Source organism: Thermodesulfobacteriota bacterium (genome assembly GCA_026415035.1).
Lineage (GTDB): Bacteria > Desulfobacterota > BSN033 > BSN033 > UBA1163 > RBG-16-49-23.
On the sequence record JAOAHX010000020.1, the window covers coordinates 38,807 to 62,303 of the forward strand.

Here is a 23,497-nt window from a genome sequence, read left to right on the forward strand (position 1 = left end):
GGGAAGGAGATGTCCGATCGATCGAGACGAACGGCGAAGGAGGACCTTCCCCCGAGGAGAAGGCCTACGGTGGCAGAAGTCGATCTTGAGGCCCTCGCCTTCAACTTCCGGAAGATCCGCCGGAGCGTGCCCCGAGGGACCTCCATCCTGGCCGTTGTGAAGGCCGATGCCTATGGACACGGAAGCCTTCCTGTCTCCCGCAAACTGGAGCGACTGGGGGTCGATTACCTGGGTGTTGCGACCCCGGAAGAAGGGATCGTCCTCCGGCAAGGGGGGGTTAAGACGCCAATTCTCGTGCTGGGAGGGATCTTCAAGGAGGGGCTTGAGGAGGTGGTTCGCTTCGATCTGACCTCGGTCGCCTTCGAACCTGAGGCATTGAGGGCCCTTTCGAGGGCCGCGGGAAGGGTCAGGAAGAGGGCCAAGATCCACGTCAAGGTCGACACCGGCCTGGGCAGGCTCGGGGTTCCTTTCGAACAGCTTGGGCCCTTTCTGAGGGAGGTCAGGAGGCTCCCAAATCTCGAAGCCGAGGGGCTCCTCTCCCACTTTGCAATGGCCGAAGGCGCATCCGATTACTCCATGGAGCAATGGAGAAGATTCCAGCAAGCCCTGGAGCTCTCCCGGCAGGAGGGGTTTTGCTGGCGCTATATTCACATGGCCAACAGCGCCAACCTCGTCCTCTTCCCAGAATGTTGCCTCAATATGGTGAGACCAGGGATCCTTCTTTACGGGGCCTACCCGTCAAGCCCCATCAAACCGCTCATCGAGGTGAAACCCGTGCTCACGTTAAAAACCAGGATCCATTTTCTCAAATCTGTTCCGCCGGGTTCGAGGATCAGTTACGGAGGCACCTTTGTCACCCAGAGGGAGAGCCTCATCGCAACCCTTCCGATTGGATATGCAGACGGGTACAGCACCCTTCTCTCCAATCGAGGCGAGGTCCTGGTCCGAGGAAGGCGGGCTCCGGTCGTCGGTCGGGTCTGTATGGATCTGACCATGGTAGATGTCACTGAGGTCCCCGGGGTTTCCCCAGGGGACGAGGTGGTCCTCATCGGAAGGCAGGGCAGGGAACGGATCTCCGCCGATGAGGTCGCGGAGAAGGCGGGGTTGATTTCCTACGAGGTCCTCTGTTCCATCGGACAGCGGGTGCCAAGGGTCTATCGGGGAACATGAGGGAGGGGTCTGATCATGGGAATGAAAAAGATCGCCATCGTCGGGACAGGATCCCATCTTCCGGAACGCATCCTGAGCAACTTCGATCTGGAGAAGGTCCTCAATACGAATGACGAGTGGATCTACCAGAGGACAGGGGTGAGAGAACGCAGGATCGCGGAGCCTGACGTCAATACCTCAGACCTCGCCAAGGAGGCCTCTTTAAAGGCCTTGGAGATGGCGGAGATCTCCCCGAAGGAACTGGATTTGATCGTCCTGGCCACCATCACGCCGGATACCTGCTGTCCCTCCGGGGCCAACTGGCTGGAGGCGAAGCTTGGCGCCCAAAAGGCGGTCTCCTTCGATGTGACGGCGGCCTGTTGCGGTTTTGTCTTCGCCCTTTCCGTGGCGGAGCAGTATCTCAAGACCGGGACCTTTAAGAATGCCCTGGTGGTGGCCTCCGAGGTGATGAGCCGATGTCAGGACTGGACAGACCGGGAAAATTGTATCCTCTGGGGGGACGGGGCCGGAGCGGTCGTCCTGAGGTCGATCGACGAAGGCTTGGGCGATCGGTTCTTTTCCGATCCGAAGAGGATGGTGGGCGAGGTTTTGTCGGTTCATATCCACACCGATGGGAAGAACGGCGAAAACCTCCTCATGCCGGGAGGGGGATCCCGGACCACCCCGATCAGTTACGAGAGCGTGGACAGAAAACTTCACACCCTGAAAATGATCAAGGCCAACGAATCGGTCCGCGTGGCGGTCAAACGGTTCGCTGAGGCGGCCGTGGAGGCGGCATCGGCCAACGGGATCGACGTCTCCGATGCCAGATGGATCATCCCCCATCAGGCCAACATCCGGATCCTCCAGCAGATGGCCAAGCGGCTCGACATCCCCTTCGAAAAGGTCTACGTCACCATCGAGAAGTATGGAAACATCTCCTCGGCGACGATCCCCATCGCCCTGGATGAGGGACTCCGGAGCGGGGCGATTCAGAAAGGCGATTACGTCATCCTCACCGGATTTGGAGGGGGCCTTACCTGGGCAAGCAGTCTCATCAAATGGTGAGGGGGCTCCCATGAGGGGATGAGAAAGGATGGGCGATGGAATCCCAAGACCAGGTCATCGATCAGCTTTTGAGGATCCTTCGAAGAAGGTCTGTGGAGGGCTACGAGATCTTTTTCGAGTCCTCCGATCATTTCGAAGTAGAGGCCAAAGAGGATAAGGTGGATACGTTTCAGGCCTCCCAATCCTGGGGACTCTCCCTCCGCCTCCTCCACCAAAAAAGGATGGGCTTTTCCTTCGCCACTTCGCCTTCAACCCTCGTCTCCGGTGGGCTGAGGGAAGGGCTGGAACGATTGGTGGAGGATGCGATGGCCGCCTCTCGGGCCACTTCGCCCGATCCCTGCTATGAATTTGCCCCTCCTCTCAAGGCCCCCCCTCCTGAGCTTCCAATCAATGACCGGTCCCTCCGGGAGATCTCCGAAAAGAGAAAGATCGAATATGCCAGGAACCTTGAGGCCTCGGCCAGGTCTTTCGACAGGAGGGTGACGAAGGTCCGTAAGGCCTCCTATCAGGAATCGAGCTCGAAGGTGACCCTTCTCAACTCGAATGGGCTCCATTTCACCTACGATCTCACCTTTTCCTCGGTCAGCGTCGTGGCCATCGCTGAGGAGGGAGGGGAGTCAGAAATGGGATGGGATTTTGACTTCAGCCATTTCTTCGATCGGATCGACGTCCACCGGGTAGGGCAGAATGCGGCCAAGAGGGCGGTCGAGAGGCTCGGGGGAAGGCGGATCTCCTCTGGAAGCTTTCCGGCGATCCTGGAGAACCAAGTGGCTGCGGAATTCCTCTCCCTCCTGGCCCACTCCTTTCTTTCAGAACAGGTCCAGAAGGGAAAGTCGGTCCTGAAGGACCGGCTGGGGACGAAGTTCTTCTCCTCCCTCCTGAACCTCGTGGATGACGGTCTTCAGGTCGAAGGGGCCTCGGCATCGCCCATTGATGGAGAGGGCACGCCCAGCCAGCGGACCCTTCTGGTCTCCCAGGGAGAGGTCAGGGGATTTTTGTACGATCGGTTCTGGGCCAACCGGGAGAGACTCGGCTCGAGCCGGAAGGAGGTCGAGTCGACCGGAAATAGCCGTAGGCATAGCATCAAAGCCCCACCTGGGCTGGGTACGTCCAACTTCTTCATCGAGGCGGGCAAGACTCCCCTCGCCACCCTGATCCGAAACCTGAATCGTGGGGTTCTGATCCAGGAGGTCATGGGACTCCATACGGTGGACCCCATCTCCGGCGATTTCTCCCTTGGGTGTTCGGGACAGTGGATCGAAGGAGGCGAGGTCCTCCATCCGGTCAAATCGATCGCCGTGGCCGGAAACCTCTACCAACTCTTCCAGAACCTGGTCGAGGTGGGAGATGACCTGCGATTCTTCGGAAAGATCGGGTCGCCCAGCCTTACGATCGATCGCCTCGAACTAAGCGGAAATTAAAGAAAAATCCATCTTACCCTGATCGGGGTCCCAACGGATTGGGGAGGTGTCTTGACAGGGGGGGGCGAAATCTGATATTAGAAACCCACATCGAGGGGGACCCCCCGGAAAGTGGGTGAAATAGGAGTTCTATGTCAGATTCGGACCATATCACCATCCTCGTCTTCGGACATAAGACTTCGAAAACCCGCCATTTAAAGATCAGAAGAAAGACGATAAAGGTTGGCCTTTACCTCACGGCCTTCTTCTTCCTCTCCCTTACCTTCTTCTTCTGCGATTACATTCAGGTAAAAAAGAAGGCCTTCGAGGTTGCCCGGCTGAGGGAGCAGGCCGAGGTCCAGAGATCCCAGATCTACTTCTTCTCCTCCAAGATCGAGGAGCTCGAAAAGCAGGTTTCGAGGTTGAAGGACATCGATCGAAAGATCCGCATCATCGCCAATCTCGAAAGGGGGCAGGAAAGTCCGGCCATCGCCGGGATCGGAGGACCCTCTCCTTCGGATGTCAGAGAAAGGCTGAAGAACGACAGGGACGATAAGGGACTTCTCCAGCAGATGAAGGTCGATATGGAACGCCTCCAGTCCGAGGCGGCCCTGAGCGAGAGGAGTCTCCTCGAACTCGAAAGGGTGCTCCAGACCAAACAGGAGATCCTGGCCCATACCCCCTCCATCTGGCCGGCTCAGGGCTGGGTGACCTCGGAATTCGGGTTCCGCGAAAACCCCTTCACCGGCCTTACCCAGATGCACGAGGGGATCGACATCTCCAATCGGGTCGGGACCGTTGTGGTGGCCCCGGCGAACGGGTTCGTCTCCGACATTGGAACCGACTGGGTCCACGGGAGGTTTCTCGTCATCTCCCATGGTTTCGGGATGACCACCCGATATAGCCATCTGAATAAGGTCCTGGTCAAGGTGGGGCAGAAGGTGAAGCGGGGAGAGAAGATCGCAGAGGTGGGGATGACCGGCAAGACGACAGGCCCCCATCTCCATTACGAGGTGAGACTCCACGGGGTACCGGTCAACCCCATGCGATATATCTTAAATTGAGGGTGTTCTTTTGAACGCCAAGGGCCCGATGAGGGATTCCCTTATCGGGCCTTTTTATTTGATCGCGGTCCGTTGAAAGCCTCCTGCTTCCGTTATATAATTTTTTGAGTTTGCTGAAAAAGGGAAGGAGCCCCTGATTCGATGATCGGCCTAATCCTCCGGAAGATCTTCGGGAGCAAAAACGAGAGGGAGCTTAAGCGGATCCGGCCCATCGTCCAACGGATCAACGAACTGGAAGGCCACGTTCGCCCCCTGACCGACGACCGGCTCCGGGCCAAAACAGGAGAATTCAAAGAGAGGATCGATCAGGGAGAACCTCTCGATGCCATCCTGCCAGAGGCCTTTGCGGTCGTTCGGGAGGCCGCCAGGAGGACCCTCGGAGAACGCCATTACGATGTCCAGCTGATCGGCGGGATCGTGCTCCACGAGGGAAAGATCGCGGAGATGGCGACTGGCGAGGGAAAGACCCTGGTGGCGACTTTACCTGCCTATCTGAACGCCCTGACCGGAAAGGGGGTCCATATCGTCACCGTAAATGACTACCTGGCCAAACGGGACAGCGAGTGGATGGGGTCGATCTACCGTTTCCTCGGCCTCTCGGTCGGGGTGATCGTCCACGAGCTCGGCGACCTGGAGCGGAAGAGGGCCTACGCCTGCGACATCACCTATGGGACGAACAACGAGTTCGGTTTCGATTACCTCCGGGACAATATGAAATTCGACATCGGGGATTATGTCCAGAGGGACCTCCATTATGCCATCGTGGACGAGGTCGATAGCATTCTGATCGACGAGGCCCGAACCCCCCTCATCATCTCCGGTCCCACAGAGGAGTCGACGGACAAATATTACAAGATCAACCGGATCATCCCGAGCCTCCAACTTGGAAGGGATTACCAGATCGAGGAGAAGAGCCATACCGCCTTTCTGACCGAGGAAGGGGTGGCCCACGTGGAGCGTCTCCTCCGGGTGGAGAACCTCTACGACCCCAACAATATCGAACTCCTCCACCATGTCAACCAGGCCCTCAAAGCCCATGCCCTCTTCAAACGGGATGTGGACTACGTGGTGAAGGATGGGCAGGTGGTGATCGTCGACGAATTCACCGGGAGGTTGATGCCTGGCCGGCGATGGAGCGATGGACTTCACCAGGCGGTCGAGGCCAAGGAGAATGTGAAGATCGAGAATGAGAATCAGACGCTGGCCACCATCACCTTCCAAAACTACTTCCGGATGTATGAGAAACTGGCGGGGATGACCGGAACGGCCGACACGGAAGCGGCCGAATTCCGGAAGATCTACAACCTCGATGTGGTGGTCATCCCGACCAACATGCCCCTCAGGAGGATCAATCATCCGGACGTCGTCTACAAGACCGAAGGGGAGAAATTCCGGGCCGTCGTCCGGGAGATCGAGGAGCTTCACAAGACCGGCCGGCCGGTCCTGGTGGGGACGATCTCGATCGAGAAGTCGGAGAAGTTGAGCTTCATGCTCAAGAAGCGAGGGATCCCCCACAACGTCCTCAATGCGAAACATCACGAGCGCGAGGCGGAGATCATCGCCCAGGCAGGGAGGTTGGGGGCGGTCACCATCTCCACCAACATGGCGGGAAGGGGGACGGACATCCTCCTGGGCGGAAACCCCAAGTTCCTGGCCCGAACCATGGTGGGAGAGATCGAGGATCCCGAGGCCTGGCAGAAGGCTTATGAAGAGGCCTATCAGAAGGCCCTAACGATCGTCCAGAAGGAGAAGGAGAAGGTCGTTGAACTGGGAGGCCTCCATGTCATCGGCACCGAACGTCACGAGGCCAGGCGGATCGATAACCAGCTCAGGGGTAGGGCGGGTCGGCAGGGCGACCCCGGCTCTTCCCGATTCTACCTCTCCCTCGAGGACGATCTGATGAGGATCTTCGGCTCCGAGAGGATCTCGAAGATCATGGACCGTCTGGGCATCGAGGAGGATCAACCCATCGAACATCATCTGGTCACCAAGGCGATCGAGAATGCCCAGAAGAAGGTCGAGGCCCACAACTTCGAGATCCGCAAACACCTTCTGGAATACGATTCGGTCATGAATAAGCAGCGGGAGGTGATCTACGCCCAGAGGAGGGAGGTCCTGGGCGGCGGGGACCTCAAGGGGTCGATCTTAGAGATGATCGAGGAGCAGGCCGAGGAACTTGTGGACCTCTTCGTGGATGAGAAGGCGCCTCCGGAGGACTGGGACCTGAAAGGGCTTCAGGATGCGGTCTTTCAACAGTTCTCTTTTCGGTGGGTCCCACCGCCCATCGAGTCCGATGGCCTAAACCGGGGCCGCCTGATCGAGATGCTCCAGGAGAAGGCCAAGGAGATATACCTAAAGAAGAGAGAGGAGGTCTTCTCCCTCCTTCCCTTCGATATCGAAAAGGAGATGATGCTCCGGGCCATCGACCATCACTGGAAAGATCACCTTCTGGCCATCGATCAGTTGAAAGAGGGGATCGGGTTGAGGGGTTACGGCCAGAAAGACCCCCGGATCGAATATCAGAAAGAGGCCTACCAGATGTTCCTGGAGATGTTGGGGCGGATCAAACGAGATACGATCGAAAAGCTTTTCGCCATCCAGATCGGGAGGGAGCAGGAGGTGAAAGAGTTGAAGGCCAAGCGGAGGCCCACCTTCATCCTGAGCCGGGGTCCCATGGCCATTGCCGCACAGGCAGGGGGGGAGACCGAGGATGGCCGGGGGGTGACGGTGCGCCGGGAAGGAAAGAAGGTCGGCCGAAACGATCCCTGTCCCTGTGGAAGCGGAAAGAAATACAAGAAGTGCTGCCTCATGAAGGAGGAGGCGAGGGCCTAAATCGAGAGGCCGATTTTGGAACGGGGCGATCAATGAACCCTAATGAATTACGATTCAAGACCCCCGAATCTCCCTACCAAGTGCAGGGTTTTCAATTCTCCGGCGTCTCCGCAGGGATCAAAAAGGATGGAAAGAGAGACCTCGGCCTCATCTACTCCGAGGTGCCGGCCCATGTGGCCGGGCTTTTTACCACCAACCGCGTGAAGGCCGCCCCTGTCCTGATCGATATGGAGAGGATCCGAGGGGGGACCTGCCAGGCCGTCCTGATCAACAGCGGAAATGCCAATGCCTGTACCGGAGAGCGTGGGATCCGGGATGCGAAGAGGATTTCCTCGCTCCTGGCGAGGAGGATGAAGCTTGACGAGGAGAGGGTCCTCCTCGCCTCCACAGGGGTCATCGGCGCTCCCCTGCCAGTCAAGAGGGTCGAAGGGGCCATGCCGGAATTGATTAAGGGCCTCTCCCCAGAGGGGTGGAACGATCTGGTCGAGGCGATCATGACGACCGACACCCGTCCCAAGATGGCCTGGGCCGCCTGCCGCATCGGAGGGAAGGAGGTGAGGCTCTGCGGGATGGCCAAGGGAGCGGGGATGATCTGTCCCAACCTGGCCACGATGCTCTCCTTTCTCGTCACCGATGCCCATATCCAACCCCCCCTCCTTCAAAAGATGTTGAGGGAGGCGGCCGAGATTTCCTTCAACCGGATCACCATCGACGGCGAGACGAGCACCAACGACACGGTCTTGCTTCTGGCCAATGGAAAGGCTGGCCATCCGATCCTCCACCGGATGGACCGGCAGGCCGAGGGATTTCAGAGGGCCCTCGTCGAGGTCTGTCGGAATTTGGCCGAGAGCATCGTCCGGGACGGCGAGGGCGTGACCAAGGTGATCGAGATCGTGATCCGGGGGGCCCGAACCCGAAACGATGCAAGAAAGGCCGCCTATGCCATCGCCCACTCACCCTTGGTCAAGACGGCCTTCTTCGGAGAGGATGCCAACTGGGGAAGGATCCTCTGCGCCCTGGGCCATTGCGGGATCCCCCTCCACCCAGACCGGATCGATGTCTTCTTCGATAAGGCCCCCATTGTCCGGAACGGAAAGGGTTTATCGCCCCGCTCAGAGGCAAGGGCCGCCGAGGTGATCAAAAGGCCCTCCTTCGGGGTGACGGTCGATCTCCACCAGGGGAGCTCCTCCTTTTCCCTCCTCACCACCGACCTCTCCCTCGACTATGTAAAGGTCAACGCCTCCTACCGTTCCTGAAAGGTGGGGACGAAGATCGGAATTCTCCCAGGATTACTGGCCCAAAGTGGCCTGCTGCCTGAGGGGTTTGAGCAGGAAATCGAGACCGTGGAGGATGTCCGTCACGACGAGATCGGCTTTCCTCAGGGCCTCTCCCGAGGCGCCCTCCCTGCCGATGACGCAGATGCTGAAGCCCGCCTCCTCGAAGAGGGGACCATCGTCGACCCCGTTTCCGATGACGACCGTTCTCTGCGGATCCAATTTTCTCAAGAGGTCGAGCTTTCCTTGGGTCGACCCTCCGGTCTCGAGGTAGATCCGCTCGGCCTTGACCGTCCTCAGTCGCTCCTCGATCTTCTCTCGGCGGTCTTTCAAGAAGATATAGATCTTTACCCTCTTCGAGAGAAGGTTGATCTTGTCCTTGGCCTTGGGATGGATCCTCCCGTCAGCGGCGAGGGTCCCTTCGAGATCGATCAGAAGGGTGTCGATTTCGAGGGCGGCCTGAGCGGGCCTCTGGATGGAGATCATCGCAACTCCCCCCGCTCTCCACGGAAACCCCGCTGGCGCATCGCTTCATAAAGGATCATGGCTCCAGAGACCGCCGCGTTAAAGGAAGAGACCGGACCCTTCATCGGGATCGAGAAGAGGCGGTCGCACTTCTTCTTCACCAGGGGTCTGATCCCCTTTCCCTCGGCCCCGATGACGATGGCCAGGTCTGTTTTGAAATCGAGATCGTAGAGGACCTCCTCGGCCTCCCCAGAGGCCCCATAGACCCAGAGGCCCTCCTCTTTCAGGCGATCGATCGTGGCTGCGATGTTGACCACCCGCGCCACGGGAAGGTGGGCCGTGGCGCCGGCCGAGGCCTTGACGACCGCCGGTGTGATCCCTGCGGCCCGATCTTTTGGAAGAATGACCCCGTGGGCCCCGCACCCGAGGCCGGTTCGGATGAGAGAGCCTAAGTTTTGAGGGTCCTGGATCCCGTCGAGGACGAGAAGCAGGGCTTGGGTCCCCTCCTGTTTGGGTCTCTGCAAAATCTCCTCCAGAGAGGCATAGGGGATCTCATCGACGATGGCGAGGACATTCTGATGGGGGCCCCTTTTGACCTTCTGATCCAAGACCTCTCTCTCCACAAAGGTGAGGGGGACGCTCTTTTGCTGGGCCAGATCGATGACCGATTGAAGGGAAGGGGAGGGATGTTTCGTGGAGATCAAGATCTTTTTAACCGGAACCGTTGACGAGAGCAGCGCCTCCCGGACCGGGTGGATGCCGTAGATGATGGAGGACATACCCTTTAGGAATTTGATATTTGAATATCGAAGGCCGAACCCAGTTCGAGCGCCGTGCTTCGACGAATCGATTCTCAGGAGATATCCTCGACGATCCTCTGGAGCGCCTCGATGGGATCTCTGGCCTCCTTGATCGGCCTTCCGATGACGAGGTAGTCGGCCCCGGCCTCGATCGCCTCACGGGGGGTCAGGGTCCTCCGTTGGTCGTCCTTGGGATCTGTGGGGTGACGGATTCCGGGCGTGACGATCAGGAATTCCTGGCCACACCGTTTCCGGATGATCCCGATCTCCCGGGGCGAGGCCACAACGCCATCCACCCCGGCCTTCTGGGCCAGTTCGGCCAGGCGTCCGACCTCCTCTTCGAGGGGGCCTTCAATTCCGACCTCCTTCAGGGTGGCCTCATCCATGCTGGTGAGGATGGTGACGGCGAGGATGAGGGGCCTCGGAATCGAAAGCTGCTTGGCCACCGCCCGGGAGGCCTCGACCGTCTTCTTCATCATCTCGAACCCGCCGAGGGCGTGGAGGTTGAACATCGCCACCTGATGCCTGGTCGCCTCCTCCCCTGCTTTGGCCACCGTGTTGGGGATGTCATGATATTTGAGATCGAGGAAGACCCTCTGCCCCTTCTGGATGATCATGTCGATCACCTTCGGACCGGAGTGGGTGAAGAGCTGTTTTCCCACCTTGAAGAGGCCGATCCGATCCTTCAAAAGCGAGACCCACTGCTGGGCCTCGTGGAAATGCTCCACATCGAGGGCGAAGATGATTCGGTCTTGAGGCCGGGCCGGACCCATGGTCTCCTTTCGCTTTTTATTGGCCAATGTATCACATTTAAGGGGCCTTTACAAGCGGCCCACTTCTTGATAAACTCTCTTTGTCCCATGGAATCCTTTGAGGTGAGAGAAGAGAACCGGCGGCTCCGTTTTTTGAGGTTTCTGGTCGACCTCACCCTCCGATCGATACAGGAGGGCGACCTCTCGCTCGAAGAGGCGGAAAGGCGGGTGGAGGAAGTCAAAAACGTCTGTCTGAGACTCTTTCCGGGAAAGGAGGAGGCCTTCGAGTTGATCTATCGGCCGAGGTTCCGACGGGCCATCGAGGCCACCTTCAGGGCTCCTTCGGAAGGAGGGCCATCTCCTCCTCGACGATCCTTTGAATCCGGCTGACCGCCTCTGCTCTCTCGACGAGGAGGATCTCTCCGGTCCTCCTCTTCTTGATTTCCACCAGGCCCTTCTTCAGATTCTTCTCGCCGAGGGTCACTCTTAAGGGGATGCCGATCAGGTCTGCGTCTTTAAATTTCGTCCCCGGGGTTTCGTCCCGGTCGTCGAAGAGGACCTCGATGTTCTGCTGGAGGAGGGCCTGATAGAGCTCTTCCGCGGCCTGGCGGATGAGATCGACCTTCATATTGACGGGAAGCAGGATGACCTGGAAGGGGGCGATGGGCATGGGAAAGATGATCCCGTTCTCGTCGTGGGACTGCTCGATGGCCGCCGCCACCGTCCTTCCGATGCCGATGCCGTAACACCCCATCACGATTTCCCTCTCCTGACCCTTCTCGTCAAGGTAGGTGGCGCCCAGGGCTTTGCTGTATTTGGTGCCGAGTTTGAAGGTGTGGCCCACCTCGATGCCCTTGTCGAGCCTCGTCTCGCTCCCGCAGGTGGGACAACGGTCTCCGGGTGCGAATCGCCTCAGGTCGGCAAACCGGAAGACCTGAAAGTCCCTGCCCACATTGACGTGGATAAAATGATAGTCTTTCTGGTTCGCACCGGTGACGAAGTTGGTCATGCCCTGAAGGTCGAGGTCCGCATAGATCGGGACGGTCAGGCCGATCGGTCCCGCAAACCCCTTTGGAGAGCGGGAGATGCTCTCCACGGTCTCCTCGTCGGCCAGCTGGAGATGGTCGGTGCCGAGAAGGTGCTTCAGCTTCTTTTCGCTGATCTCGTGGTCGCCCCTAACCAGGGCGGCCACAGGCCCCCGATCGGAGACGAAGAGGAGGGTCTTGACCAGGTCGCGGGGTGAGACGTTGAGGAATCGGGTCACCTCCTCGACCGTCCGCTGGTTGGGGGTGAAGACCTTTTGTAAAGGTTTGAAGTCTGAGGCCACGGGAGCCTTCTGGGGGTTTTCGGGCCTTTGGAACTCCGCCCGTTCGATATTGGCCGCATAGGAGCAGGCCTTGCAACTGACGATCGTCTCCTCTCCGGTCTCGGCCAGGACCATGAATTCGTGAGAGTAGGTCCCGCCGATCAAGCCCGATTCGGCCTCCACCACCCTGAACTTGAGGCCGCAGCGGGTGAAGATCCGGGTGTAGGCCTCGACCATCTTTCGGTAGCTGATCTCCTCACCCTCCTCGTCCACGTCGAAACTGTAGGCATCCTTCATGGTGAATTCACGGGCCCGCATCAGGCCGAAGCGGGGACGGATTTCGTCCCGGAATTTGGTCTGGATCTGGTAAAGATTGAGGGGGAGCTGCCGGTAGGAGCGGATCTCCCGGCGGGCGATATCGGTGATGACCTCCTCATGGGTCGGAGCGAGGCAGTAATCCCGGTTGTGCCGGTCCTTGAACCGGCCAAGTTCTTTTCCGTACTCCTCCCAACGATGGCTCTCCTGCCAGAGCTCGGCCGGTTGGACCACGGGGAGCAGGACCTCGATGGCTCCGGCCCGGTTCATCTCCTCGCGGACGATCTCCTCGACCTTCCGGATGGCCCGAAGACCGTAAGGGAGGTAGGAGTAGATGCCCGCTGTGAGCTTCCGGATCATCCCGGCCCTCAGCATCAGTTGATGGCTCGGGACCTCGGCCTCGGAGGGGATTTCTTTCAGGGTGGGAAGAAGGTACTTCGTATATCGCATGGAATCTTCTCCTCGTTCAACGAAAGGGGTGGGCTTAAAAGGGCAGGGATCCCCTTGATTTTTAGGACCCCTTCCCGTATATATCTTGCCGGATTTTCATTTCGCAAGAGATGGACCGCAAGCTCCGGACATCGATTTATGAAACGTCTTGCCCCCATCGAAGGACTCACGCTGATCTTTCTCGCAGGCCTTCTCCTGGTGACGCTCCTCTTTAACCGCCAGATCCCGCTCTGGCGTTTTCAACTGCTCTTCTATCTCCTTCTGCTCGGCTTGCTCTTTGCCCTGAAGATTTCCGCAGACCGGAGGGAGGCGAGGGGCCTGGGAGGGCTCTTATACCATTTCTCTCCGATCGTCTTCGTGATCCTGACCTACCAGTCGCTCGGCAACCTGATCCAGTACCTCCAACCCGATATCGACCCGATCCTGATCCAAATCGACCTCTCCCTCTTCGGCGTCCACCCGACCGTTTGGATGGAACGATGGATCACGCCGTGGCTGACCGACCTGATGTCCCTGGCCTACCTCAGTTACTACTTTCTTCCCGTCGTTCTGGTCGTGACGCTCTATCGCAAAGGGCGGACGGCGGAATTTCGCCAGGCCATGTTCGTCCTCACCTTCGGGTATTACCTCTCCTTTGTCGGATATATCCTCTTTCCAGCGGTGGGCCCGAGGTTTACCCAGGCCTCCCTCTATTCGGTCCCCTTGGAGGGGAGTTTCATCACGGACTTTGTCAGGGACACCTTGAACGCCCTGGAGCACAACAAGAGGGATTGCATGCCGAGCGGCCATACCCAGCTCTCTCTCATGGTGCTCCTCCTTGCCCATCGCTACCAGGAGAAGCGGCTCTTCTATCTCTTTCTGCCCCTGGTGGCCGGCCTGATCCTTTCCACCGTCTATCTCCGCTATCACTATGTGATCGACCTCATCGTCGGCGCCCTCTTTGCCATCGGCTCGTTGCTCATGGCCTCCGCCCTTTATCGGGTCTGGCAGAGGGCCTAAATCCCCTTCTCGTAGATCCTGTAGGTCTTATAACGTTTGCCCCCCATGGCCTCGATGCCGTGCCGCATGAGGAGGTTGTTTTCGAGGATCCAGGAACATTCTCCCTGATGATACCCTTTGGCGATCCCCCGTTTGAAGGTCTCGATATAGAGGAGCCCTTCGATCCCCCTTTTTTGGAAGGCCTGTTTGATCCCGAGGAGCATGATCCGGACCAACCGGATCTTCCTCTTGAAGTAGAGAAATTTGATCAGGCCGAGGGGCCCCAGCCTTCCGTTGAGGTGCTTGAGGACTACATTGTAATCCGGGAGGGCGGCTGAGAAACCCACCGGTTCTCCGCTGACATAGGCGAAGAGGACGAGCTCGGGCACCACCAGCGGTTTCATGGCCTTGGCCATTTCGTCGATCTCCTCCTCGGTCATGGGCGTAAACCCCCAGTTTCGGCTCCAGATGTCGTTGTAGATCTCCTTGATGATCTTCAGATCCTCTTTGAAGCGACCCATGTTCAGTGGGCGGATCGAAAGGTCCGGTTCCTTTTTGAGGATCCGCTCGGTGATCCGTTCGAGCCGATCCTTCTGGAAGGTCTCCTTTTCGAGGAGGTAGGCATAGAGGTCCATCACCTTCCGGTACCCGCAGCCTTCGATCAGGCTCGAATAGTAGGGCGGGTTGTAGGGCATCATGAGTGCGGGGGGGCGATCGAAGGCATCGACGAGGAGGCCGCACTCGTCGTTCATGGAGGGGTTCATCGGTCCCAGGATTTTCTCCATCCCCCGCTCCTTGGCCCAGGTTTCCACAGACGAGAGGAGGAGGCGGCCCACCTCAGGGTCTTCGATCGATTCGAAGAAACCGAAGAACCCCGCCCTCTCCTGGTGGTATTCGATATGGAAGCGGTCTACGATCCCCGCCACCCTTCCCACCACCTCCCCGTCGCGACGGGCAAGGTAGAGGACCATCTCTGCGTGGGAGCGAAATGGGGAGGAGGGGCTCAACTTCTTCTGCTGATCCTTGATGAGAGGGGGGACCCAGAAAGGATTTCCTCGGTAGATCTTCCAGGGAAATCGGAGGAAGGCCGCCAGGTCGCTTCGGGTTTTGACCTCTTCGATCTTGAGTTCCGACCCTGCCATGGCCTTCCATTCCCTTCAGATCAATCCCATCTGCTTGCCCACCTTTTTAAAGGCCTCCAGCACCCGATCGAGTTGTTCCTCGGTGTGGGTCGCCATGTAGCTCGTCCGGAGAAGTTCCCGACCCGGAGGGACAGCGGGGCTGGCCACGGGGTTGACGAAGATGCCCTCTTCGAAGAGGAGCCTGCACATCCCGAAGACCTTCATCGTGTCGCCGAGGATGATGGGGATGATCGGGGTCTCGCTCGTTCCGGTATCGAAGCCGAGCTCCTTGTAGCCTTTCAACATCTTCCGGGTATTGTTCCAGAGTTGTTCGATGAGGTGGGGTTCTTCCTCGATGATATCGAGGGCGGTGCTCACCGAGGCGACCAGGGCCGGAGGGAGGCTGGCGCTGAAGATCATGGAGCGGCCGGTATGTTTGATGAAATTGATCACCTCCCAGGAGCCGACCACGAAGCCCCCGATGGCCGCAAGCGACTTGCTGTAGGTCCCCATGATGAGGTCAACCTCGTTCTCCAGCCCGAAATGTTCGGCGGTGCCCCGGCCGCCCGGTCCGAGGACGCCCACGCCGTGGGCGTCATCGACCATCACCCGGGCGCCATAGGCCTTGGCCAGGCGGACGATCTCGGGCAGGTTGGCGATATCCCCCTCCATGCTGAAAACGCCGTCGACGATGATCAGCTGGCCCTTATCCTTCGTCGCCTCCAGCACCTTTTCGAGATCCTTCATGTCGTTGTGCTTGAACTTCTTCACCTGGCCGAAGGAGAGGCGACAGCCGTCGATGATGCTGGCGTGGTCGTACTTGTCGATGATGGCGACGTCGTTTCTTCCCACCAGGGCGGAGATCGCCCCCAAATTGGTCTGGTAGCCTGTGGCGAAGACGAGGGCGGCCTCCTTGCGGAAGAACCGCGCGAGCTTGGCCTCGAGCTCTTCGTGGATCTCGAGGTTCCCGTTGAGAAAGCGGGACCCCGCACAGCCGCTTCCATACTTTTCGATGGCCTTGATGGCGGCCTCCTTCACCCTGGGGTGATTGGTCAACCCTAAATAATTGTTCGATCCGACCATGATGACCCGTCTCCCGTTGACCACCACCTCGGAATCCTGGGCCGACTCGAGCTTCCGGAAGAAGAAGTAGTTCCCGCTGTTATAAACGGCCCGGTACTGCTCGTTCACCCTCTCGCATTTTTCGAAGACGTCCATAATTCACCTCGTGTGACCTTAAAGCCAGCCGTTTTTTAAATACCATTCATAAGTGATTTTTACCCCTTCCGCAAGGGGAAAGCGGGGTTCGAAGCCTAAGAGGGTCCTGGCCTTGGTGATGTCGCAGAGCCAATTCTTTTGAACCATCTCCTCGACCTTTCCCCGGTTGATCAGCGGAGGCCTCCGGGAGACGCTCGAGACATATTCCGAGACCGAAGCCGCAGTCCGAAGGAGCCACCGGGGTACAGGAAGGGGGCGGGCACGGATCCCTATGGCCTCCTCGAAGAGGTCGCCGATCCGGTCCATTCGATAGGCCTCCCCATCGGAGATGAAGAAGATCTCGCCGTCGCACCCCTTGGACTCCGCAGCCCTCAGGGTGGCCTGGACCAGGTCGTCCACGAAACAGAGGCTCAGGGATCCGTCGTGATTCTTAAAAACCGGTTTAAACCCCAGGGAAAGGATCTTGAAAAAGGCATAGACATCCCTGTCCCTCGGGCCGTAGACGGCCGTGGGGCGGAGGATGACGATCGGGAGCTGATCGGTGTGTTCAAGACAGGCCTCTTCGCCGGCCAGTTTGCTCCGGCCGTAGGGGGAGACCGGATTGCAATCGTCCGATTCTTTCTTCAATCCTTCAATTTGGCAGGGACCGGCCGCTGCCTGGCTCGAGAGATAGACGAATCTTTTTAACGAGGGGTTGGCCTCGAGACAGGCGTGGAGGAGGTTTTCCGTCCCCCTGGCGTTGATCTCGAAATAGGTCTCCTCCTTCAGGGCCTTGGTTACTCCGGCGGAGTGAAAGATTAGGTCGACGCCCTTGACCGCCTCTTTTAATGAATAAGGATCGGTGCAATCGCCCTCGGCGATTTCGACAGGAAGGCCTTTCAACCACTTTAGGTCGTGGCGATTTCGGACAAGGCAACGGACCTCGTCCCCTCTTTTCAAAAGGGCCTCCACGAGATGGCTTCCGATGAAGCCTGTGCCTCCGGTGACCAGTGCTTTCAAGGTTCGAACCGCCGCCTGAAATTTATTGAATTCTATCTATTTTCTGGGATTTGTCAAGGAAACAGGACCGTAAGATTCCGTTTTCGGAAGTTCTTGCCTTGACCGATGAGGCCTTCCGAGGAGCGGTCAGAAGGGTTCCGCTTTGGAGATCCGGCAGGGGATGGCTCGTAAGGGAGTGGAGCCGATGGCGGGCTCGTAGGGAGGAGCATTGTCCGTGAGGATGTTGAGGTTCGACTCCTTCCAGCCGCAAAGTTCGAGATCCTTCCGTTCCGGAAACCACCAGCCATAGCTGGCCACGAGGATTCTCGGGTCGAGGTCGGCGTCGAATTTGGCCCTCTGCCGGATCGAGCCCCTTGCGGTCGTGATCTCCACCCAGTCCCCTTCCCCGATTTTATAGGTCGAGGCCGTTTGAGGATGGATGAGGAGAAGGGGATCCGGGGAGAGCCTCCGAAGGGAAGGGATATTTCGATAGGCCGAATGGAAGTAGAACGGGTCCTTGGCAGAGGTGAGAAGGAGCGGAAAGGACTCCGAGGAAGGGGCCGGAAGGTCGATGGGGGTGGGCAGAGGGGCGTAGCCCCAGTCTTTGAGCTGGTCTGAAAAGATCTCGACCTTTTTGGAAGGGGTCGAAAATCCCTTCTTCTCGTAAGAGCGGTACGGCCAGTCTCCTTTCAGCATCCCCATCGATTTAAAATCGTCGTAGGTCAGGCCGGCGGGCCTTAAAATCTCGTCGAGGCACTCTTCGGGATCCTTCCAGAAATGGTGTCCCAACCCCGCCTTTTTTCCCAGTTCATTCAAGATCTTCAGATCGGACCAGCACTCGCCTGGCGGTTCAACAATCTTGGGACGGGCAAGGATGAAGCCATGGGGAAGGCCGTAGTGGCCGATGTCGTCGAATTCAAAATGGGTGGCCGCAGGGAGGACGAGGTCAGCGAGTTGGGCCGTGGGGGTGAGAAAGATCTCCGAGACCGCCAGGAAGTCGAGACGCCTCAGGGCCTCGAACGTCTCCTGGGCGTTGGCGTAGCTGAGCAGGGGATTTCCTCCCTGGATGTACATCAACCGGATGGGAAAGGGTTTCTCCGTTAGGATGGCTTTGATGATCAACTGGGAGGGGACAAACCCCATCATCGTCGATAGGCGATATTCCGGGCTCAGGATCTTCTCTTTCTTTTCAGGGAATCTCTTGATCTGGACGAGTTCCCCCGGCCTCATGAGGGGAGGAGAGGGGCGGTTCACATTTCCGCCGGGAGCCTCAAGGTTTCCTGTGATCGCCATGAGGATGAGAAGGGCCCTCGCACATTGAAAGCTATGGATCGTATGCTCGATGGCGTTTCCCCACTGGAGCGAGGCCGGCCGGGTCTGGGCATAGAGCCTCGCGGCCTGTTGAATCGCCTCTTTGTTCACCCAGGTGGTCTCCGCGATCTCTTCGAGGGAGTACTGCTTGAGATGCTCGACCAGCTCGGGAAAACCTTTGGTCCATTGATCCACGAAGGGGCGATCATAGAGTCCTTCCTCGATGATCACCTTCAACATCCCCAAGGCGAGGAAGAGGTCCGCCCCGGGCCGGGGTCGAATCCAGAGGTCTGCCCTCGAGGCCATCCCGGTTTTTCGCGGATCGACGACGATCAATTTCGCTCCGCGCTCGAGGGCCCTTTTGAGCTGGGAGCCGATCACCCCTTCCTCGTTGGTCTGAAAGAGGTTGCTTCCCCAGACCAGGACGCACGCTGGCGGGTGATCGTAATCCGGAACCGGGAAGAACCCGCAGGTGAGATTCGAGGCGGTCTCCCTCGGCATATGGCAGATGTGTCCGGGAGTGGAGATATTGGGGATGCGCAGGAGATGGGCAAGCCTCATCAAGAGGAAGAGTTCGAGGCCCTTGGGCGTCCCCTGGGCAAAGGCGATCGATTCGGGCCCGAAGCGATTGATCGTTTCGAGGAGCCTCTGAGCGATCGTCTCGAGGGCCTCGTCCCAGGAGACCCGGATCCATCTTCCCTCTCCCCTCTTCCCGGTTCTTTTCAAGGGAAAAAGGAGGCGATCCGGGTGGTCGAGCCTTTCGATCTGGGCGATGCCCTTGGCGCAGATCGTCCCACGGTTGAGGGGACAATCGGGGTCGCCCTCGATCTTCCGGATCTTTCCCTCTTCGACGTGGACCAGGAGGCCGCAGCCGCCGTGGTCCATTCGCGCGCAGAAGGTCTTGACGATCATCGGGAAACCTCCTTCACAGGGACTTCATAACACCGAAAAGGGGCTTTGACAAGGCATTGGGCCAACAGTCTCAAGGGTTGGAAGAATGAATTTTTCTGTTGACAAAGGGGCCCAATTTTAATAATCTGAGGCAACTTCCATCGCGACCGATGCCGCCACGTGGGGTTTTTTGTCACCCCTGTAAGAAGGGGGGTCATGGAAGGCCTGTTTGAACATTTCCGGTTCGCTCGATTCGAATTTCTCCTCAAAGCCACCGATGAGATCCACCTTCCCACCTATAAAGGTTCGACCTTCCGAGGGGCCTTTGGCCATACCTTTAAAAAGATCGTCTGTATCAACCGAGAGAAGGATTGTAACGGCTGCCTCCTGAAAAACCGGTGCATCTATTCCTACGTCTTTGAAACCCCGCCTCCTCCGGACACTGAAAAGATGAAAAAGTACCCCTATGCCCCCCACCCCTTCGTCATCACCCCGCCGCTCGAAACGACCCGGACTTATAAGGAGGGAGAGGGCCTGAAATTCGAACTGACGCTCATCGGCAAGGCCATCGACTACCTGCCCTATTTCATCTACACCTTCGACGAGCTCGGGAAGAAGGGCATCGGAAAAGGGCAGGGGACATTCCAATTGGAAAAGGTGAAGGCGGTGGGAGGGGCTGAAACAGAGGAAGAAGGATCTACGGTATATTCCTCGGTCGATAAAGCCCTCCGGTGCGATTTCAAGGTATTGGATGGAAGAGCACTCGCTCCGCTGGACCTCGATGTCCCCACCCTCACATTGCAATTCTTGACCCCGACCCGGCTCAAATTCGATGGGGCCCTGACCCTTAAACTCGAATTTCATATCCTCGTCAGAAATCTCCTCCGTCGGATCTCCCTGCTCTCCTACTTTCATTGCGGAGAGGAACTGGTCGTCGATTTTAAGGGACTGATCGAGAAGTCGAAGGAGGTGAGGATTCAAAAAGAGACCCTGAGGTGGGTAGACTGGGAGAGATACTCAAATCGGCAGGAGACCCGGATGAAGATGGGAGGCTTCATCGGGCCGATCACCTTCATGGGCGATTTCAAACCTTACGCCCCCTTCCTCCTCCTGGGAGAGCAGATTCACGTGGGAAAAGGGACGAGCTTTGGCCTGGGCAAATTCAAAATTTCAAAGCAGGGGAGCTGAATTTTGAATCTTGGCTTAAAGGCGAAACCTTTCCAAAATATTTCTTTGCTTGCCCTTCCCACCGCGATCGGTCTACCTTTACAACAAAAACCCTGGAGGAAATGGGTGGGAGAGTCTTGCATCTTTTGCGGACAGGAAGTGGAAGGACGGGATAACATCGGTTGGAGGTTCTTTGGGGCCCTCTGCGGCAGGTGCTTTTTGCCAAAGGCCGAGGTCCTCCTGAAGCACCTTGAAGAATGGGAGGCCTACTGGTGGACCATCCGGTTCGCCCCCAATAACGAAGGGTGGGCTTAAAGGGGGGGAGGACCGCCCTTGAGGTCGTCGAGAAAGCCATGGAGCAAAAACCCTTCAAGGAAATCCTGATCTTTGTCCTCGGCACGACACCCCAGATCGTAACCGAGACCCTCTACTGCCTTACCCAGTCCTTGAAACCTCCGGTTTTTCCCGATGAAATCCATATCCTGACGACCACGAGCGGGAAGGAGGGAATCGAGAAGGAGCTTCTTGAAAAAGGCCGGCTCGCGGCCTTCTCGAAAGAGTTCGGCCTTCCCCCGGTTCCCTTGACGCCGGAGTCGATCCATCTCGTCTGCGACGAGGCGGGCCGTCCCCTGGACGATATCCGGGAGATCTCCCATAACGAATCCCTTGGCGATTTTATCGCCAACTTCATCCGGGGAAAGACCGCCGATCCCTCCGCGAGGCTCCATTGTTCTCTGGCAGGAGGAAGGAAGACGATGTCCTTCTACCTGGGATCGGCCCTCCAGCTCTTCGGCAGGCCCTGGGACAAACTTTACCATGTCCTCGTCAATCCCGAATTCGAATCCCATCCCGAGTTTTTTTACAAGCCGAAGAAGAACAAGGTCCTCGATGTGCGGGACGCAAACGGCCGGCTGGTTAAAAGGCTCAGGACCAGGGATGCGGAGATCACCCTTGCCGAGCTCCCCTTCGTCCGTCTGAGGGACAAGATTTCCCTCGACGGAAAGGGTTTCAAGGATCTGATCCGGGAGAGCCAGCGCGAGATCGATCTGGCCTCCATCCAGCCCACCCTGAGGATCGACCTCTCTGAGAAGGTCCTCTACATCGGCGAGGTGGGCATCGATATGGTGCCGATCCAGCTGGCCCTCTACCTCAATCTGCTGAAGCGGAAAGTCGAAGGGTGCCACTTCCCAGCAAGGCCCTACTGTTACGATTGCGTCGAATGTTTTCCTTTCCTTGCTGATCTGGCGAGCAGGAAGACCTTCGAGGAGATCCTCAAGGATTATCAGAGATCGTATGGACCTCACTCGGGCCGGGTGGTGGAGTTTCGGAGACACTGGGAGAAGAGAGGCGGGATCGATCCCGACACCCTCCGACAGAACATCAGTAAGATCAATGCCGCTTTGAGAGAGGGCTTGAAGGAAGAACTCCTTCCCTATTTCACCATTTCTGCCGTGGGCAAACACGGCTCAAAGCGTTACGGCATCAGGGTCGAAAAGGGAAAGATCAAGATCGAGGATTAAGATGAAAAGCGTCACTCCACCGACGATCACCTGTCCCTATTGCCATCGAGAGATCCTCCTTTCAGAGGCCATCACCCATTCGATCCGGGAGGAGGTCGAGAAGGAATTTGGGAAGAGGCTGGCCGAAAAGGAGCTGGAGCTGATTCGGAAGGAAGAGCTCCTCGGACAGAAGGAGAGGTCCCTCTCGGAGGAACTGGCCGAAAAATTGAGGGTGGAGAGAGAAAGGATCGAGGCCGAATCGAGGAAGAAATTGGAGGAAGCCTTCGGCCTTCAGATCCTGGATCTCGAGGCCGCGTTGAAACAGAGAGAGGAGCAGTTAGAAAAGATGCGTCAGGCGGAGCTCCAGCTTCGCAGGGAGAGGCGGGAGCTCGAGGAGAGGCAGAGATCCCTCGAACTGGAGATGGTCCGCCGATTGGATGAAGAACGGGAGCGGATTCGGCAGGAGGCCGAGCGGAGGGTGGTCGAGGAACACCGGCTCAAAGATCTCGAGAAGGAAAAGCAAATCAATGACCTCAAGAGGCATATCGAAGAACTTCAGCGGAAGGCGGAGCAGACCCCGATCCAGCTTCGAGGGGAGGTCTTGGAGCTCGAGATCGAAGAGGTTTTGAAAAGCCATTTTCCCATGGATCGGATCGAACCCGTCTCCAAGGGGAAAAGGGGAGCGGACCTCCTTCAGCGGGTCCAAAATTCGAGGGGGGAGCTCTGCGGGACGATCATCTGGGAGGCCAAGCGGGCGAGGAATTGGAACGACGATTGGCTCGACAAACTGAAGGAAGACCAAAGGGAGGCGAAAGCTGAGATAGCGGTTCTCGTTACGACCGCCCTGCCGAAGGAGGTGGACCACTTCGGGCTCCTCCAGGGGGTATGGGTGACCGAATATCCCCTCGCCCCTTGCCTCGCCATGGCTTTGCGGGTGAATCTCCTCGACCTGGCGAAGGAAAAGAAAGCCTCCGAGGGAAAGCACGAGAAGATGGAGGCCCTATATGCCTACTTGACGGGTTCGGAATTCAAGCAGAGGGTCGAGGCCGTGGTGAGGGCCTTCTTGGCGATGAAGGAAGATCTCGAAAGCGAGAAGGCGGCCCTGCAAAGGATCTGGGCGAAACGGGAGAAACAGATCGAGCGGGTCCTCACCCACGTCTCGCGCCTGGTGGGGGACATGCAGGGAATCATCGGCGCCTCCCTCCCCGAGATCAAAAGCCTGGAGCTAAAGAATTTGGCGGATACCGAGGGGGAAGGAGATTTACCCAAAATTATTTAGCCTTTTGAGCCCTAAGGAAAAAAACGGAGGAAACGATGGGGTGGGACGATCTGAATAGGTTCGTCATTGGCGCTCTTCTTCATGACATTGGGAAATTTAAGCAGAGGGCCGCTTACCCGGAAGACGGGGGAAAGTCTCATTCCCTTATTGGTTATGAATGGCTGGCCTCCCATTATGGAG

General features: G+C 57.9%; 20 protein-coding genes. 12 read left to right on the forward strand and 8 right to left on the reverse strand.

Annotation, left to right across the window (positions count from 1 at the left end):
* Positions 1 to 9 precede the first annotated feature (9 nt).
* The 6 genes from alr (at position 10) to argJ (ending at position 8,769) form a co-directional block, all read left to right on the forward strand.
* A complete protein-coding gene (alr, locus tag N3G78_11505; GenBank protein MCX8118545.1) occupies positions 10 to 1,170 on the forward strand; it encodes an alanine racemase in 1,161 nt (386 codons plus the stop codon).
* 21 nt (positions 1,171 to 1,191) lie between these two features.
* Entirely contained in the window at positions 1,192 to 2,217 is a 1,026-nt protein-coding gene (locus tag N3G78_11510; protein MCX8118546.1) for a ketoacyl-ACP synthase III, read from the forward strand.
* Between the two features lie 35 nt (positions 2,218 to 2,252).
* On the forward strand, positions 2,253 to 3,638 hold the full coding sequence (locus tag N3G78_11515) for a TldD/PmbA family protein (protein MCX8118547.1): 1,386 nt from the start codon (positions 2,253 to 2,255) through the stop codon (positions 3,636 to 3,638).
* A gap of 131 nt (positions 3,639 to 3,769) precedes the next feature.
* On the forward strand, positions 3,770 to 4,681 hold the full coding sequence (locus N3G78_11520; protein ID MCX8118548.1) for a M23 family metallopeptidase: 912 nt from the start codon (positions 3,770 to 3,772) through the stop codon (positions 4,679 to 4,681).
* A gap of 141 nt (positions 4,682 to 4,822) precedes the next feature.
* Positions 4,823 to 7,513 carry a preprotein translocase subunit SecA gene (secA, locus tag N3G78_11525; GenBank protein ID MCX8118549.1) on the forward strand — a complete coding sequence of 897 codons (2,691 nt, stop codon included), beginning with the start codon at positions 4,823 to 4,825 and terminating at the stop codon, positions 7,511 to 7,513.
* Positions 7,514 to 7,545: 32 nt separating this feature from the next.
* Positions 7,546 to 8,769 carry a bifunctional glutamate N-acetyltransferase/amino-acid acetyltransferase ArgJ gene (argJ, locus tag N3G78_11530; protein MCX8118550.1) on the forward strand — a complete coding sequence of 408 codons (1,224 nt, stop codon included), beginning with the start codon at positions 7,546 to 7,548 and terminating at the stop codon, positions 8,767 to 8,769.
* A 33-nt stretch (positions 8,770 to 8,802) separates the two neighbouring features.
* Here argJ and N3G78_11535 read toward each other — a convergent pair whose 3' ends face one another.
* From N3G78_11535 to pyrF, 3 genes are all read right to left on the reverse strand, one after another.
* Positions 8,803 to 9,273 carry a hypothetical protein gene (locus N3G78_11535; GenBank protein MCX8118551.1) on the reverse strand — a complete coding sequence of 157 codons (471 nt, stop codon included), beginning with the start codon at positions 9,271 to 9,273 and terminating at the stop codon, positions 8,803 to 8,805.
* Positions 9,270 to 10,031, reverse strand: coding sequence for a 23S rRNA (guanosine(2251)-2'-O)-methyltransferase RlmB (gene rlmB / locus N3G78_11540; GenBank protein MCX8118552.1), 762 nt, complete (start codon positions 10,029 to 10,031; stop codon positions 9,270 to 9,272). Before rlmB ends, N3G78_11535 begins: the two co-directional genes overlap by 4 nt.
* A gap of 74 nt (positions 10,032 to 10,105) precedes the next feature.
* On the reverse strand, positions 10,106 to 10,825 hold the full coding sequence (gene pyrF / locus N3G78_11545; protein MCX8118553.1) for an orotidine-5'-phosphate decarboxylase: 720 nt from the start codon (positions 10,823 to 10,825) through the stop codon (positions 10,106 to 10,108).
* An 87-nt stretch (positions 10,826 to 10,912) separates the two neighbouring features.
* On the opposite strand from pyrF, the gene N3G78_11550 reads away from it, so the two are divergent.
* Positions 10,913 to 11,194 carry a hypothetical protein gene (locus tag N3G78_11550; protein ID MCX8118554.1) on the forward strand — a complete coding sequence of 94 codons (282 nt, stop codon included), beginning with the start codon at positions 10,913 to 10,915 and terminating at the stop codon, positions 11,192 to 11,194.
* Here the strand turns inward: N3G78_11550 and N3G78_11555 are convergent.
* Positions 11,136 to 12,875: a proline--tRNA ligase gene (locus N3G78_11555; GenBank protein ID MCX8118555.1), complete on the reverse strand. Its 1,740-nt coding sequence runs from the start codon at positions 12,873 to 12,875 to the stop codon at positions 11,136 to 11,138. The two genes, N3G78_11550 and N3G78_11555, sit on opposite strands and share 59 nt — an antisense overlap.
* Positions 12,876 to 13,013: 138 nt before the next feature.
* Between N3G78_11555 and N3G78_11560 the strand changes: the two genes are divergently transcribed.
* Positions 13,014 to 13,874 carry a phosphatase PAP2 family protein gene (locus N3G78_11560; GenBank protein MCX8118556.1) on the forward strand — a complete coding sequence of 287 codons (861 nt, stop codon included), beginning with the start codon at positions 13,014 to 13,016 and terminating at the stop codon, positions 13,872 to 13,874.
* Here N3G78_11560 and N3G78_11565 read toward each other — a convergent pair.
* From N3G78_11565 to N3G78_11580, 4 genes are all read right to left on the reverse strand, one after another.
* Entirely contained in the window at positions 13,871 to 14,995 is a 1,125-nt protein-coding gene (locus tag N3G78_11565; GenBank protein MCX8118557.1) for an N-acetyltransferase, read from the reverse strand. The two genes, N3G78_11560 and N3G78_11565, sit on opposite strands and share 4 nt — an antisense overlap.
* A 15-nt stretch (positions 14,996 to 15,010) precedes the next feature.
* Positions 15,011 to 16,192, reverse strand: a complete 1,182-nt coding sequence (locus N3G78_11570; protein MCX8118558.1) for a pyridoxal phosphate-dependent aminotransferase family protein — start codon at positions 16,190 to 16,192, stop codon at positions 15,011 to 15,013.
* Positions 16,193 to 16,210: 18 nt separating this feature from the next.
* Entirely contained in the window at positions 16,211 to 17,191 is a 981-nt protein-coding gene (locus N3G78_11575; GenBank protein ID MCX8118559.1) for an NAD-dependent epimerase/dehydratase family protein, read from the reverse strand.
* A 126-nt stretch (positions 17,192 to 17,317) separates the two neighbouring features.
* Entirely contained in the window at positions 17,318 to 19,393 is a 2,076-nt protein-coding gene (locus tag N3G78_11580; protein ID MCX8118560.1) for a molybdopterin-dependent oxidoreductase, read from the reverse strand.
* 195 nt (positions 19,394 to 19,588) lie between these two features.
* On the opposite strand from N3G78_11580, the gene cas6 reads away from it, so the two are divergent.
* The 4 genes from cas6 to N3G78_11600 all read left to right on the forward strand — a co-directional run bounded on the left by cas6 (position 19,589) and on the right by N3G78_11600 (position 23,317).
* Positions 19,589 to 20,560 (forward strand): CRISPR system precrRNA processing endoribonuclease RAMP protein Cas6, encoded by a 972-nt coding sequence (gene cas6 / locus N3G78_11585; protein ID MCX8118561.1) that lies wholly within the window; start codon positions 19,589 to 19,591, stop codon positions 20,558 to 20,560.
* A 138-nt stretch (positions 20,561 to 20,698) separates the two neighbouring features.
* Positions 20,699 to 20,854: a hypothetical protein gene (locus N3G78_11590; protein MCX8118562.1), complete on the forward strand. Its 156-nt coding sequence runs from the start codon at positions 20,699 to 20,701 to the stop codon at positions 20,852 to 20,854.
* Positions 20,855 to 20,892: 38 nt separating this feature from the next.
* Entirely contained in the window at positions 20,893 to 22,059 is a 1,167-nt protein-coding gene (gene csm6 / locus N3G78_11595; protein MCX8118563.1) for a CRISPR-associated ring nuclease Csm6, read from the forward strand.
* Between the two features lies 1 nt (position 22,060).
* A complete protein-coding gene (locus N3G78_11600) occupies positions 22,061 to 23,317 on the forward strand; it encodes a DUF2130 domain-containing protein (GenBank protein MCX8118564.1) in 1,257 nt (418 codons plus the stop codon).
* The last annotated feature ends 180 nt before the right edge of the window (positions 23,318 to 23,497 follow it).

Coding starts and splice junctions, on each gene's coding strand:
- alr (MCX8118545.1), top strand. CDS start 10: ATGTCCGATCGATCGAGACGAACGGCGAAGGAGGACCTTCCCCCGAGG.
- N3G78_11510 (MCX8118546.1), top strand. CDS start 1,192: ATGAAAAAGATCGCCATCGTCGGGACAGGATCCCATCTTCCGGAACGC.
- N3G78_11515 (MCX8118547.1), top strand. CDS start 2,253: ATGGAATCCCAAGACCAGGTCATCGATCAGCTTTTGAGGATCCTTCGA.
- N3G78_11520 (MCX8118548.1), top strand. CDS start 3,770: ATGTCAGATTCGGACCATATCACCATCCTCGTCTTCGGACATAAGACT.
- secA (MCX8118549.1), top strand. CDS start 4,823: ATGATCGGCCTAATCCTCCGGAAGATCTTCGGGAGCAAAAACGAGAGG.
- argJ (MCX8118550.1), top strand. CDS start 7,546: ATGAACCCTAATGAATTACGATTCAAGACCCCCGAATCTCCCTACCAA.
- N3G78_11535 (MCX8118551.1), bottom strand. CDS start 9,273: ATGATCTCCATCCAGAGGCCCGCTCAGGCCGCCCTCGAAATCGACACC.
- rlmB (MCX8118552.1), bottom strand. CDS start 10,031: ATGTCCTCCATCATCTACGGCATCCACCCGGTCCGGGAGGCGCTGCTC.
- pyrF (MCX8118553.1), bottom strand. CDS start 10,825: ATGGGTCCGGCCCGGCCTCAAGACCGAATCATCTTCGCCCTCGATGTG.
- N3G78_11550 (MCX8118554.1), top strand. CDS start 10,913: ATGGAATCCTTTGAGGTGAGAGAAGAGAACCGGCGGCTCCGTTTTTTG.
- N3G78_11555 (MCX8118555.1), bottom strand. CDS start 12,875: ATGCGATATACGAAGTACCTTCTTCCCACCCTGAAAGAAATCCCCTCC.
- N3G78_11560 (MCX8118556.1), top strand. CDS start 13,014: ATGAAACGTCTTGCCCCCATCGAAGGACTCACGCTGATCTTTCTCGCA.
- N3G78_11565 (MCX8118557.1), bottom strand. CDS start 14,995: ATGGCAGGGTCGGAACTCAAGATCGAAGAGGTCAAAACCCGAAGCGAC.
- N3G78_11570 (MCX8118558.1), bottom strand. CDS start 16,192: ATGGACGTCTTCGAAAAATGCGAGAGGGTGAACGAGCAGTACCGGGCC.
- N3G78_11580 (MCX8118560.1), bottom strand. CDS start 19,393: ATGATCGTCAAGACCTTCTGCGCGCGAATGGACCACGGCGGCTGCGGC.
- cas6 (MCX8118561.1), top strand. CDS start 19,589: ATGGAAGGCCTGTTTGAACATTTCCGGTTCGCTCGATTCGAATTTCTC.
- csm6 (MCX8118563.1), top strand. CDS start 20,893: ATGGAGCAAAAACCCTTCAAGGAAATCCTGATCTTTGTCCTCGGCACG.
- N3G78_11600 (MCX8118564.1), top strand. CDS start 22,061: ATGAAAAGCGTCACTCCACCGACGATCACCTGTCCCTATTGCCATCGA.